The 13,475-nt window shown below is 68.3% G+C and carries 12 protein-coding genes; all 12 read right to left on the bottom strand.

Going from position 1 to position 13,475, the window contains the following annotated elements; all coding sequences use genetic code 11:
• Positions 1-29: 29 nt before the first annotated feature.
• Complete coding sequence (locus tag OG844_RS33850; protein ID WP_406395519.1) at positions 30-680, bottom strand: hypothetical protein; 651 nt, start codon at positions 678-680, stop codon at positions 30-32.
• 78 nt (positions 681-758) lie between these two features.
• The gene (locus OG844_RS33845; RefSeq protein WP_406395518.1) at positions 759-2,234 is read right to left on the bottom strand and encodes a DUF3560 domain-containing protein; all 1,476 of its coding nucleotides are present in this window, start codon (positions 2,232-2,234) and stop codon (positions 759-761) included.
• A 376-nt stretch (positions 2,235-2,610) separates the two neighbouring features.
• Entirely contained in the window at positions 2,611-3,033 is a 423-nt protein-coding gene (locus tag OG844_RS33840) for a DUF6409 family protein (RefSeq protein ID WP_406395516.1), read from the bottom strand.
• 121 nt (positions 3,034-3,154) lie between these two features.
• Complete coding sequence (locus OG844_RS33835; protein ID WP_406395514.1) at positions 3,155-4,045, bottom strand: hypothetical protein; 891 nt, start codon at positions 4,043-4,045, stop codon at positions 3,155-3,157.
• A 743-nt stretch (positions 4,046-4,788) separates the two neighbouring features.
• On the bottom strand, positions 4,789-5,400 hold the full coding sequence (locus tag OG844_RS33830; RefSeq protein ID WP_327436042.1) for a hypothetical protein: 612 nt from the start codon (positions 5,398-5,400) through the stop codon (positions 4,789-4,791).
• 767 nt (positions 5,401-6,167) lie between these two features.
• Positions 6,168-6,398 (bottom strand): hypothetical protein, encoded by a 231-nt coding sequence (locus tag OG844_RS33825; protein ID WP_406395511.1) that lies wholly within the window; start codon positions 6,396-6,398, stop codon positions 6,168-6,170.
• A 337-nt stretch (positions 6,399-6,735) separates the two neighbouring features.
• Positions 6,736-7,953, bottom strand: a complete 1,218-nt coding sequence (locus tag OG844_RS33820; protein WP_406395509.1) for a hypothetical protein — start codon at positions 7,951-7,953, stop codon at positions 6,736-6,738.
• A 136-nt stretch (positions 7,954-8,089) separates the two neighbouring features.
• Positions 8,090-8,512, bottom strand: coding sequence for a hypothetical protein (locus tag OG844_RS33815; RefSeq protein WP_406395507.1), 423 nt, complete (start codon positions 8,510-8,512; stop codon positions 8,090-8,092).
• A gap of 63 nt (positions 8,513-8,575) precedes the next feature.
• On the bottom strand, positions 8,576-10,351 hold the full coding sequence (locus OG844_RS33810) for a ParB/RepB/Spo0J family partition protein (RefSeq protein WP_406395505.1): 1,776 nt from the start codon (positions 10,349-10,351) through the stop codon (positions 8,576-8,578).
• Positions 10,352-10,438: 87 nt separating this feature from the next.
• The gene (locus OG844_RS33805) at positions 10,439-10,903 is read right to left on the bottom strand and encodes a DUF6197 family protein (RefSeq protein ID WP_389857109.1); all 465 of its coding nucleotides are present in this window, start codon (positions 10,901-10,903) and stop codon (positions 10,439-10,441) included.
• Between the two features lie 76 nt (positions 10,904-10,979).
• Positions 10,980-11,720, bottom strand: a complete 741-nt coding sequence (locus OG844_RS33800) for a DUF2786 domain-containing protein (protein ID WP_406395504.1) — start codon at positions 11,718-11,720, stop codon at positions 10,980-10,982.
• Positions 11,721-12,192: 472 nt separating this feature from the next.
• Positions 12,193-13,431 carry a hypothetical protein gene (locus tag OG844_RS33795; protein ID WP_389857114.1) on the bottom strand — a complete coding sequence of 413 codons (1,239 nt, stop codon included), beginning with the start codon at positions 13,429-13,431 and terminating at the stop codon, positions 12,193-12,195.
• Positions 13,432-13,475 lie beyond the last annotated feature (44 nt).

Genomic DNA, 13,475 nt, shown 5'->3' with positions numbered 1-13,475 from the left:
GGCGCGCTGCCGCCCCCCTCGGTCGGCTGCTAGTGGTAGGCGGGGATCAGTCGGCGGACCTTTTCCTCTCCGATGCACCCGCCCTTGTGACGGCGCGCGCTCGGCGGCTCTCCGTTGCGTCCGCGCAAGTGGCTCCAGAACTTCGGGCCTTGCCAGTCACACAATTCGCAGCTGAGGAACCAGTGGTTATCGCTGCCGGGGAACCCGGTGAGCACTGGCCGCCAGTGGTGGGCCCGGAGTCCCGCGAACGCGATCTGCGCGCCCTCGGTGTTGCGATCGTTGACCGGCATCCGCGGGTGCAGGAGAGGCACCGGCCCGCGCAACGGCGTGGGGGCCTCGGCGAGCACCTGGTCCAGGGGGACGGCGCCGATCCGACCGGCGGCGTACTCCTCCGCGAGATGGGCAGCGGCCATATCGGTGCCGGGGGTCCCCTTGGACGGGCGGCGGAGGTTGCGTTCGCCCTCGGTGGTGAGGACGAGCCAATCCCGGTGCCACCTGTAGGCGCTGCCGATGACCTGGTCTTCGCCAACGATCACGGGGTAGCGGCACTGGATGTCGGGGGCGCCGACGCGGTACGTCGGGACGGTGGTGCTGCCCTCGGTCGCGGGGACGATGAGCCTGCCCGCTTCGGTGTCGGGGACGGTGATGGTCGCGGGTCGTTCGAGGAGTTGCGTGGTCATGGTGGTGCCCTGTTCTGGTGAGAGAGGGGCCCGTCCCCCCGGCGTAGTCGGCCGCCGGGGGGATGGGTAGGGGCGTGGTTACGCGGCCTCGGCCGGGGCCTGCGGGGCGGCGGTCCATTCACGGCGCGGAGTGATGCCCAGCTCGTCTAGGACCGGGGCTTGGCTGCCGTTGTCCGGGACCCATTCCCAGTCGGCGCGTTCGGTGCCGGGCCGGTCGGTCCAGGTGAGCATGTAGGAGCGGCCGGAGGTGCGGGGGTCGCCGCACACCGCCTGTGCCTCGCGGCGGGTCATCGCCCACAAGGCGCGCTTGCGGGGGCGGCGGGAGTTCTTCGAGGTGATGAGCACCAGTGCCATGTCCTCCCGCCCGTTTGCCCTTTCGGTGGGGGCCGTTGCCGGGGACGACCTCCCTTCAGGGGCGTGTTGACAGAGAGCCCAGCGGCGCGCTTTCGCGTGCCATGGGCGGGGGTGACTGGTAGGGCACGTCTCAGCCGCCGGTACCGGCTCCTTGATCGGCGGGGCCTGCTGGGCCTGCTCCTGGTGCTCGGCGGCCTCGGCCCGAGTCGACTGCTGCATCTCGTCGGCGCTCTTGCGCCCGGACACGTCGTCGTAGGGAGCGGTCCAGGTCCAGCCGTCGTGACGATTGTCCACCGCGCGAACGACGCGCTGACCGACGCCGTTGTGAATGTGCGGGATCGTCACCGACTTCGAGTTGACCCGCAGAACCTCGTACCAGGTGCCTCGGTAGAGAACGAAGTCACCGCGCGTGAAGTCGGCTTTCGACCACATCTTGAAGCCCTCGGCCTCGGCGTCCTTGATGACCTGCTCCCAGTGCTGGATCTCTTCCGTCAGCTCCTGGTGCTCGGTCTCCAGCTCGGGGTCTGCCGGACTCCGGAAAAACCCCTTGGCGGACTCGCCGCGCTGCCACTTCTCGACCGCGCGGAGGTCTGCCCGCAGCTTGTCGAGACGGCGTAGCGTGCGGCCGGGGTCCTTCTTGAACCGCTCGTAGTTCGCGGCGGCCTGTGCCCGGCCGGTCCAGTGGGCGGCGCGGTCGCTCTCGCCGATGCTCTTGCGCATCGCATTGTCCATCCGCGCGTGATCACGGCGGGCGCGGCGCTCGGAGTGGTGTCCGACGAGGATGGGCTGACCGAAGGCGAACCGCTCGGATATCTCGTGGCTCGACTTCCACGCGGCCTCGGAATTCTGGGCGGCGCTGGCGGCGTATCCGCCGAACCTCTCCGCCCGGCCTTCGGCCTTCTCCTCCCGCTCCTTCTCGGCGTCGGAGAACGATCGGCGGTCGGCGTTGTCGATGGTCAGCGTGACCTCGAAGCCCGCGTCTCGGAGTCGCTGCGCGAGGAGTTCGAGCGAGGGGGTGTAGGTGGCGTGGTCACGGCTGTGCGGGAGGTACCAGCAGTCAATGTTCCTGCTCCAGCGGAAGGGCTGGCTCTGGGTCCGGCCGTACTCGCGAAGTCGCAGGATCTCGGCCGACCCGTCGCCACGGCTCGTACCCTCGATCAGGGTTCCTTCTCGGCGGGTGTGGGTGATCTCGATAGTCACTGAACTGGCTTTTCCTGGTGAGAGTTTGGTCCGTCCGCAGGGCGGACCGTGCGTTGGCAGCGGCGCTGCACCACCGGCGCGGGCCGTGAGGGACGATCGGCTCGCGGGTCGTCGCGCCTGCGCGACGACAGGGGCTGTCGCGCCCCCGCGGGGCGCGTCCTTCGCGGTCCGTTGCCCGTCGTCGGTCGGCGGAGCCGCCTGCGGCGGAGTCGGCCGGCGGCGGAGTCGGCCGGCGGCGGAGTCGGCCTGCGGCGGAGTCGGCCGGCGGCGGTGAACGCACCGGACCTGTCCTGCCGCCCCGAAGGGGTGTCCGCTGGAGTGCTGGGGGGCCTGCCGGTCCGGAGGGTTGCCCTCCCCCGGACCGGCGGGGCCTTGGTCAGCTGCGGTGGAGCGTGTGCCGGGCGGCCGGGTCTGCGTCGGCCAGTCCGGCCCGCTCGCGCCATGCCTGGCGGACGGCGGCGCGGAGCGCGTCTCCGTCGTCGTAGGCGAACCGTCCCCGGCGAAGGCTGCGAACGATGTCGCGGAACGTGTCCTGGTGCATCGTGGTCAGCGTGTCGTCAAGCGGGGTCAGCTCGTTCGGGAACATCGCCTGGACGCTGTCGCCCGGCTGCGGGGCACCGAGGGTGAAGAACCAGACCACGGACATGGTGGCCTCGTCCGCGAACTCCGGCCCGCCGAACGGGCCGACGACGACGGCGGGGCGGGTGTCGAGCTGGTGGCCCCGGAACCAGGGGCCACCGATCACGAGCGTCGCGGTGGGGAAGTCCTGGACGGTGGGCTTCTTGTCGGTCGTGAGCATGTCGTGTCCTGTCTGGTGAGAGATTCCGCCGGGGCCGGTCGGCCCCGGCGGCGGTGTCGCGGTCGGGGGGTTGCCCTCCCCCTTCCGACACCATTAATTAAACCATGTTCTTGGGTCTGGGTCAACCGGTCACGGCAAGTTCGCGGCGGCGCTCGGCGGCCGTGGTGACGGCGCGGGCGATGGCCCGGCCGATCTCGATGGCCCGGACGGCGGACTCATGCACCGGGGGCTTCTTGTCCTGGGTGATGATGCCCGCGAGCGGCGGCATGACGGCGGGGCCCGGGGCGATGTTCAGGATGAGCGCGGCGACGTGGGCGGCTGAGGCGACTTCGGCGGCGTGCTGGCCGGGAAGGGGGGCATCTGCCTCGGTGATGCGTCGCCACGCGTGGCCGTACAGCAGGATGCGGACGGCGTTGTCGGGGGCGTCCTGGGTGAAGTCGAACCCTCCGGCCTGCTCGGGGTCCTCGTGGTACTGGTCGCGGTACTGGTTCACCAGGACATCGCGGATGACCTCGGCGGCGAGCGGGGCGGCAGCGGGCGGCTCGTAGGCGTCGCCGTCGGTCTGGCTGATATCGAAAACCGGCCCGGCCTTGAAGCCGGACACTTTGCGCCCCTGACTCTCGGCGGCCTCGCCGGTGGCCTCTCGCTGCCCGCCGTCGGCAGCTGCGGCAGTGGCCTCCTGGGCATCCTCGGTCCGGCGCTTGATCGGCGTCCAGATACGGAGGGAGGTGGACCCCTTGGCCGGGAAGCGTCCGGCCTTTCGCCAGTCTCCGGAGCTGAGTACGTGGGTGGCGTTCGGGCACTGGGCGGCGATGGCGATGCAGTTGGTGGGGCTGCGGTCGTCGCGGTCCGGGTGGGTCAGTTTCGCGGCCGTGCGCATGACGGCGGCCCAGGATTCTTCGCTGCCGACCATCGCGCCGTACGCGCGATCCATGACGGCTTCGAGTTCACCGCGCATCTTGGCGGAGTAGGCCCGACGCTCTTCGTCGGTCATCTTCGGCTTACGGGGCATGTCGCGATCCTCCTGGTGAGAGATGTTGTCGGTGGCCGGTCGGCCTGCCGTGTGCCGGTCGGGGGTTGCCCCCTTCCGACATCACTAATTAAACCACGTTTCGGGGGTAGGGTCAACCCGAATGCATGCCCTGACCTGGCCTTTTCTCACAATCCACGGCCCGCACCCGCCCGGCCGGGCCCGGCCACAACGGACCCGGGCGGGGTTCCCTCCTCGGTCGGACAGCTCCGCCGTATCAGGGTTCCGGGCGCGGTGTCCTGGCTCGCGCAGCGACCGCGTAGCGGCTCGGCCTGGACGCCGTGTCCGGGTTCCTGGTACGCCCCTTGGGGTGTCCGGCCGAGGAGGGAACCCCGCCTTCACCCGCACCACAACGCTCCCGCACCCGACCAACCAGCCCCCACCCCCTCCGAGGAGGACCCGCCGGAGGCAGCCTTTCGCCCTCGCCGGCACCCAACCAACCCATCGCAGGCGTTCCGGATTCGGGGCAACCCAGGGGGTGAATCGGTCGTGGCGTGCGCCATGCAGCGACACCCACCCCGCCGCGGTGACCACCTGGTTCTGGCTGCAGGTCGGATGGCTCGCGGCCTTCATGGTTATCGAGGACAAGGCTCTAAAACACAAGGCTCAAGGCGATGCCCTCTCCGAGCTTCTTCTATACGGAAAGGGGCGCCAGGGCGGACGGCTCGACGGACCTGCGGCGATCCGCCTTGCTAGCGTTCATGGCCCGGCTGTCCGTGCACTTCCTAGCCGGCGGCCACTTCTGACCTCGGCTTGCGTCGGAGGATGAAGCGGCGCCATCCCCGCTTGGCGCGTCGCTCGGCCTCCCACCGCGCTCGCTCTTCGCGCAGTTCCACTATGTGAGGGCTGCTAAAGAAAGCCGCCATCGTCGGGGCCAGTTGGGCGGACATGGCCTGTGTAGCACGTGCCACAAGGAAGAGTTGAGTCTCGCACTCCTGGCTTTGCTCGGGTAGTCGCTCGCCTCGTGCAACGGCCGCGAGGGCATCAACGGCATCCTGAATCCATACGTTTTGCCTCTTACGTGGCCACCCGTCGCGCCCCTGCACCATCCAGAGGGTATGTGTGCTGCGCAGGTCTTCAATCACACGCGACCGAAGCTTGGCATGACGCACCATGGCCACCTCGGTCTCCAGTGCGGAGGCGAGCGTTTCGACTTCCATCGGCTCGCGGTCGGTATCCCTCAGATCGACGAGCTTTCGATGCAGGTCCTTCATGAGCGCTACATCCTCGGCGTGACGCTCATGCTTGCGCGAGTTCGCGGCCTGAGCGACATGCCCGAAGTAGCCGACCACTCCAGCCGAGATAGCTGCCAGGCCACCCACCACAACTTCGTTCATACGACGGCATTATCACGTAGTTGCTACGCCGAAGGGAGTGCAATCGGTGGGTACCCGCGCGCGGCCCGCACCGAACAATGAAGACGACAAGCCGCGCAGCCTCGGTAACGCCACAGCCAGAGGGTGATCAGATGCTGCTGCCATGGTCACCATCGCTGAACACAGGAAGGCGCTCGGCGTCGGCATGCGAAAGGGCCGCGTCGTAACGGGGGCAAACGACGCGGCCCTGATCAGGGCTTCTTCGTGCGTTGCAACTCGTCCCTCACGGCACGGATCGCACGCACAGCCTTGATCGTTTTGTTCGACAGCCCTGGGACCTGATCAGCGAGGTAACCAAGAACGGTTACGCCGCCAGCGATCGAGCCGACAGCAACTGCCGCCCAGCCAGCAACTTCCATATCCCCTCCGAGGGTTCGTCGCCGCGACGGGCCGAAAGACCTTGTCTTCCGACGCCCCCGAGACCCCTCGCAAACGAAGCGCGATACGGACTGACTTTGCAGGCACACCCACCTTAGCCTCACGGCCCCAGAGCTGGAGGTACTTTCTTGCCCTTGTCTCGATAGAGGAGATCGACCTCCTGGATCCAGCCTTCATCGAGCCGCTCTGTCCGCAGAACGCTTTCGCTGGGTCCTGCCGGACAAGAAGCACGGCTGGCGCATCGCCGACGGGAGCAAGGGGGCCCAGCGATGCGGGCATCTCGAAGCGCAGAGCGGTACTACACAACTTCCACTTGCTGCGCTGACCGACCGCTGTCCTCGCCAGTGCGGTTAGAACAGCACGGTCACTGACAGGTGGATCAGCCTTCTGGGCAGCTGTCGATTCTCCGTTACGAAGCCACCGCCATCGCCGGAGCCGATCACCAGGTTGTGACTAGCCTGGGGCAGCAGGTCCCCGTGCAGGCATTCGGCCCACTTCTCGACCTCGACGGCTTCCTTGTGGGCCGCGGGGTCTCCTGCCGGGGCGGCCTGACATTGGATGGCGCACGCGGTCTCGGGCATGGGGTGTTCCTCGGGGGCTCGGCGGTGCAGTCGGCGGCGGACGATGCCTATGTCGGGGAGGTGCCGCCCGTGACGGACAGTGCCGTCGTGCCCGTAGGGCACGCCCTTCGGCCCGGCGTCCGGACGGAGTGGGAGGGCCGCCCGCGGCCCGGACGCTCCGGCCGGCTTCGAGCCGGGCCAGACTGAGCCGTCCCAGAGGGACGCCCTTCGTGCGGGGGCCGGTGAACGGGGCCGGCCGCCGACGCGGGCGGGCCCGGACGGCGGTGGGCGGAGCGTGGGGTGGGCGGCTCGATGCCGCCCACCCCACGGCCCGGCGGCCGGGGTCCGGCCGGGACTGCTACGCGGCGACCGGTTCGCGTGCGGCGACGCGGCACCGGGTGAGCACCGTCTGTGCGGTCTCGCCGTAGATGCTGTGGTCCTTGACCGTGCCGGTCAGCTCGACCTCGTCGCCCTGGTCGGGGACGTCGGCGGCGGAGCTGAACCAGACGAACACGTTGCCGCTCGGGTCCTGGAACTTCACCAGTCGGCGGCGCTGGGTGTGGTAGCCGTACGTCCGGCCCTCCAGCTCGATCACGGTGGTGACGGTGGCGTTCGTGGTGATGCGCTCGCCCACGGAGCCCTGCGGCTTGCTGTTCTGGGCGGCCTGCTCGGTGGCCTCCTTCTCCTGGTCGCGGTACCAACCCGCGATGGCGGACACGAGCGTCGGCAGGTGGCGCGGGTCGGCGGTCTCGCCCTTCGCCAACTGGCCCACCTTGTGGCGGTAATCGGAGAGGCTGCCGTATCCCTGGACGGCCCATGCCCGAATGGCGGCGGCGGTGGTCGGCGCGTCGGGGTCGCCGTCGATGTCGGCCCGCCACTCCATCGGGGCCTTGCGGTCGAAGAAATACGCCTCGACGCCGTCGGCGGTCGGCTGGGTGTTCTTCCACTGCTCGGACCGGCTGTAGAAGCGGCCTTCGGTCTTCACGATCGCAGCGGTCACCCGCAGGACCTCGATCACCGGGACGCGGAGATCGGCCGGGATGCCGCCCTCTTCGCCATCCCAATCGGAGTCCTTCAACGTGCCGAACCTCCACAGGGCCTCAAGGCCCTTGATCGGCAGACCGGTGTACGGCTCCACGCACGTGGTGCCCAACTGGCGCATCTCACCGTTCTCGTGGCGGGCGAGATAGGTGGCGGTGCGGTGGCGGGCGACGGCGCACCCGTGGCAGAAGTTCTCGATGGCGCGGTACTGGCGTGCGGCCTCGGCGTCCTGCTCGGGCAGACCGGGGAACAGGCTGGTGATCGTCTCGCCCTCCTCGTCGTGGTCCAGGCGGGCGATGACGATCCAGCCGTGGTGACGGGGGATGTCACCGGAGATCGTCACGGTGACGGTGGGGCGCTTGCCGATCAGGCGGCCGTCAGTGTCGTGGTAGTCGGCCAGGAACGGCGCGGAGATGTCGAGCGTGTAAGCGGTGAGGTGGTGGACGGCGGCGCGGACGTTGGTGGCCTCGACAAGCTGACGGACGCGGGACTGGGCCGTGGCGGGGATGGAAAACCGCATGGCTGCGCTGGTCATCGTGAGTGCTCCTGCTGGTGAGAGAGGAATCGAGGGCCCGGCCGGGCGGGTTGCCCTCCGCGTGCGGCCGGGGTCGGGCCGGATGGCGGCCCGTGGTGTCGGAGGGGGTGTTGCCCTCCCCCTCCGGCACCATTAATTAAACCATGTTTTGAGAGGTGGGGCAAGCATCCCGACCGGGGATGTCGAGTGCGGCGCGCTCGCGCAGGAACGCGGCGAACAGGGCGGCGTAGTAGCTGTCGGCGGTGCCGTACGTGCGGCGGCAGTCCAGCGCGCCGATGCGTTCGCCCCGGTGGTGGACGGGGAACGGCTGGCCGGGGGACGGGATGGCGAGCGCGTACAGTCCGCGCGGGGTGTCCACGCGCAGGACAACGGCGGCGGCCTCGTGGTCGTAGGCGGCAGACCAGCGGGCGGCCCCGATGCCGAACTCCGCGAGACCGGACGCGATGGCGCGGGCCTGCATGATGTCGGCGGTGGTGCTGGGGTCGGGCTCGGCGGGAGCGGGGACGCATCCGCAACCGTGGTCGTCGGCGTGGGTCTCAAACAGAGCTGTACGGGTCACTGTGGGGCTCCTGGGGTGCCGGGGCGGGCGGTTTCCGCCCCCGGCGTCGGGCGGCTGAGGTGGTTAGGCGGCGGCTTCGTCGTCGCTGGCAGGGTCGTCGCCCTCCTCGGCCTCCGGCTCGCTCGCCTCCTCGTCGGTGCCGGGCTCCTGCTCGGTCTCCGGCTCGCTGCCGGACGTGATCGCGGCGCGGGGCTTCTTCTTCGACGGGTCGTAGGGCTCCTCGTCCACGACCGACTGCTCAATGAGCGTGAGCGGGTACCCGAGGGACGCGAGCACCTGGAACCACCGGCCGGTGGGCTTCCGCGTCCACGGGGCGTGCTGGCTGTCCGTCCGCCATGCCGACCGGTTCGCGCACTTCTCCCGGACGGCGGCGATGGCGGCGAACTGGAGCTGAGGGGCCCGGCGTGGGTCCTTGGCGACGTGCCCGGCGAAGCTGCCCCGGTCCTTGGCCTGCTCGGCGTTCAGCCCCAGGAATCCGGCCAGGATCTCGGTGGTGCCCTCCTTGTTCAGGTCGTCAGAGATTCCCCAACTGCCGTTCAGCAGAGCGTTATTGACGTGCCCGATCAGGGTGTTGGTGGTGTTCTTCGGGAGGTTGCGCCGCTTGATCAGGTCCGTGATCCACTTCCGGCGCAGGGCCTCGGCCGCGTCCCAGTCGATGTTCCCCTTCTTGACGGCAGCGCGGGCGGCGCGCTCGGCCTCCTTGTCGGCGGCGGTCATCGTGCCGCCGCTGGCGCTGGCACCCTCGGGCACCGTGTGCCCGTACAGGCCGGGGGCGGAGCAGTAAGGCTCGTACCGGTCCCCCCGCCGCTCATCGAACACCCAGACAAGCCCCTTGCACTCGGCGTGCTCCTCGGTGCTGATGCCGCGCAGTCGCCACACGGGCATAGCCCGCTCGGACAGTTCCTCGGCGTCCCTGATCTTCTGCCCGGCCGTCTCCAGCTCGGCGCGGTGCGCCTCCGCCTTGTTCCGCTTGTCGCGCTTGGTCCGCTCGATGGCGATGGCCCAGTCAACGTCTCCCTCGTCGGCGTCGTCCTCGGCGGCGGCCTCGGTGATCGCGGCGAGTGCTTCGGCGTCGTCGGCGAACTCCGAAAGCGCGGCCAGGTGCTCGAAAGTCCACTCGTAGCTGCCCGCGCCGCTGACGGCGGCGCTCAGCTTCTCGTCAGACCTGACCTTGACCAGCGTCTTGACGTCCTTCTGCCGCACGCCTGCGGCCTTGGCGATGCGGCCGACCTGCGCGCCCGCCTCGGCGGCGCTGAACATGGCCTGGTTCATCTCGGACGGGCTGAGGCTCTTACGGTGCTGAGCGGTCGTGATCATGTCGAGGAACTGCCCGGCCGCGTCGCGGTCGTCGTCCTCCCACTCGTACGGCAGGTGGGTGAGACCCGCGTCCGTCGCTGCGTGGTAGCGGCGGTTTCCGTCGTTGACCTGGAGGACTCCGCCGTCGAGCCGCTGGATCTTGACGGGGATGCGGCACCCCTCGGTGCGGAGCGAGTCCACGAACGGCGCGTTGAGGTCGAGATCTTCACGGGCGTTCTTCGAGTGCGGGGTGAGCGCGTCAATTCGGATGACGGGGCGGGGCGTGACCGGCACGGTCTCCAGCCCTGCGGCGACGGCGGCGACCAGCCGCTGGAATCCGTCGATGACCTGCGGCACGTCGCCGTGGGTGCGCACGACGTACAGCGGCTCCACGACGCCGTTGTCCTTCACGTCGGCCAGCAGATCGGCCGGGGCCTCGACGTCGCGGACGTTGCCGGGGTGCGCGGCGAGTTCGGAGACCGTGAGGGTCGGCCACGGGGCGGGGGCAGTCTGGACGCCGGCCTGGGTCTTGGTGTTCGTCATCGTTCCTTCTCTTCCCGGTGAGAGTTCGTCGGGCCGTTCGGCCCGGTGCCGGTCGGGGGGTTGCCCTCCCCCTTCCGACACCATTAATTAAACCATGTTCTTGAGAGTGGGGCAACCGGGGATGCCGTGATCGCCGTCACTCGGGTGCAGGGCGGCGGTGGCGCGGATCATCGCGGCGGCCTCGGCGGTGGTCCGCTCGGGCTCGTCTCCCCAGCACCACAGGAGGGTGCGCCGGTAGGCGTCCTCGGTGAGCTTCAGCTTTCGCCACCGGACGCCGGATACGGGGCGGCCGTTGATGTGGTTGCTGAGCACCACAAGGGAGTCGAACAGGGCGCGTTGGAAGATGTCCCACGGTTCACCGCGTACGGACCAGCGGGGCCGGACGGAGCGCACGCCGCGTTCCCATGCGTGCAGCACGGTGCACGGGGCGGTGTCGCCCATCCGGCCGGGCTGCCAGAGGTGGTCACCCTGGTAGAGGCCGACGCGTTCGATGTGGTCGGCGGCGGCGGTGAGGATGCGGGCGGGGGTGGCCGGTGGCTTTCGAGCGGGCACGGTCATGCCTCCTGGGGTAGGTCGCGGGCTCGGCGGCCGGGGGGCGGCGGATGGCCGCCCCCCGGCCTTGACGGGGTTACGCGGCTATGGACCCGGCCGTGGTGCGGCCGATCCGCTTACCGCCGATGTCGGCGCGGCTTCCCGCCGTCCATCCGGCTCCGTACCCGTTGCCGGTCATGGTGGTGGTGCCACCCTTCCGTGCCCGGGGGTACGCCTGCTGGTAGCTGCGCGAGACGACGGCCTTGCGGTCCGCGAGTACGAGGGCCGCGCTGCGGCCGGTGGCGGTGGTCTCGCCCCTGGCCTCGTCGCGTGCGCCGCGCTCGGCCTCCTCGATGCGGTCGCCCACCCGGTTGATGAAGCCGAGAAGCCAGGACCGACGCCAGGCACGCGCACCCTGGCCCGGCGGGACCGACTGAGCGGCCAGTCCGCTGTTCATCTGGAGGAGAAGGGAGGTGTAGAGCAGTTCGACACGCTGAAGGTCACTCGCGTACCCGAAGATGTGCACTCGGCGGGCCGGGCCACTGCCGTCCCGGCCGAGGTGGATCAGCTCACAGCCGAGGGCGAGCGCGATGCGGTTGATGAGGCGGACACGCTCCATCGCCCACGGATTGTCCAGAACGATCTTGCGGTCCGTCGGGGCGTCGCTGGCCGGGTTGGCGTCGTTGAGCATCGCCTGTTCGACACCGTACTTCGCCATCATTTCGAACGCCCGCTTCCGGGCCAACTCCGCCTCCGCCTCCGGAGTACGGGGGTCCTCCGCCTTGGCGAGAAGGGCGCGGATGGTTTCGAGCTTCGCGGGTGCCTTCGTGGTGCTCACGTTCGTTCTCCTGGTGAGAGAGGTTGTCGGCGGCCGGTCGGCCTGCCGTGTGCCGGTCGGGGGTTGCCCTCCCCTTCCGACATGACTAATTAAACCATGTTCCAGGGGTTGGGTCAACCCCGATAAGGGCTCTGACCTGGCCTTTTCTCACCATCCACGGCCCGCACCCGCCCGGCCGGGCCCGGCCACAACGGGCCTGGGCGGGGTTCCCTCCTCGGTCGGACAGCTCCGCCGTACCAGGGTTCCGGGCGCGGTGTCCTGGCTCGCGCAGCGACCGCGCAGCGGCTCGGCCTGGACGCCGCGTCCGGGTTCCTGGTACGCCCCTTGGGGTGTCCGGCCGAGGAGGGAACCCCGCCTTCACCCGCACCACAACGCTCCCGCACCCGACCAACCAGCCCCCACCCCCTCCGAGGAGGACCCGCCGGAGGCAAGAAGCCTTTCCGGCCGGCACCGTGGGACGAGTGGCCCGACACTATGCAGCAGGACGCTCGCTCGCTGCGGAATATTTCGCAATAGACAGCCCGAGCATGAGCGCTCCTTCCAGTGCAGAGAAGAGGGTAAGAAGCTGCTCACGCTCCTCCGGGGTGCCGATGTCTGCGTGCTTGATTTTCTGAAGCCTGTTGCGAGTCAGGACAAATGCCCTAGCGACCAGCTCGTGAATCACCAACGGTCCTTCACCGTCGTCATATTGATTCGCGGCGCGAGCGGTGGGCCCTCCACCGTAAATAAAGCAGAGAGCTTCGCCTAGCTTGGTTGGCTTCCTGCATCCCTTGTCCAAATAAATGACATCCGGATACTCGGGAATATTCACATCAATCCAAGCGAGCACCTCGTGCGGAGAAAAGGCTTCACGCATGATCCTGTCAATCAGCTCAATGAGCGAATTCGCCGCCTGCGAAGTCCCGTCTTCTGAGTACTGAAGCGCGGCTCGCGCCCCCTGAATCTTCCTGAGCAGTGGGGTGTTAGCGCGCTCGACACGCTGCGCAGAGGCCTCCCTGACGAGGGCCCGGAACTGCCCCATGAGACCTGCCGTGCTATCCGGAGTCCAGGCCACTAGGTCCGTCCCGTTCGCAGCAGTGACCTCCATTGGGAGCCTAGACAGAACTTTCTCGCCGAAGAACTTGTCCACTTCGATGATCAAGTGCACTGCATTCACGCCCGCGAGTTCAATTTTCCCAGCCGCTCTGAGCTGATCCTTCGTGAGCATTCCCACAGAATCACCCCACGCAATAGCGAAGGGCATCAGGGAACGAACAATTCGCCTGATCGCCAAGGCTACGATAGCGGCATCTTCATTCAATGCACGCACAAGAATTCGATATTGCGCCGACCCAAGTAGACGCAGGGCAAATTTCCTATACCCTCCGGCCCGATATTTATCCACCCAGGATTGTGCGTGACCATCTTGCATGTCCGCCAGGGCCTTACCCAACCACGTCTTCGACTCGTCCTCCTGAAAGTCTTTCATCATCTTCTCAATGAGGCTTTCTAGAGGAGAACTCTCCAAATCGTCGAAATATGCCTTAATTCTGTCAATCCAGTGTTGGGGATTACTTTCGTCGGAGATCAACTTGCAGATCGATACAATCACCTCAGCTACAACAATGGTGCTCTCGTCAAGGCGGAGAACGCGTAGCCGCGATGCTTCAAGGCCTCTGGCGTAAGTCGCAAACTGGGACTGCCATGCGGCGATGGGATCAGAGTGCTTCACAACGGTCGCCTCACTTCACAAGGACCACTTAGATCAAGGTACCG

Source organism: Streptomyces sp. NBC_00887, assembly GCF_045207585.1.
Note: the sequence above shows the minus strand (reverse complement) of the source record. Positions and strands in the feature narration are given on the sequence as shown.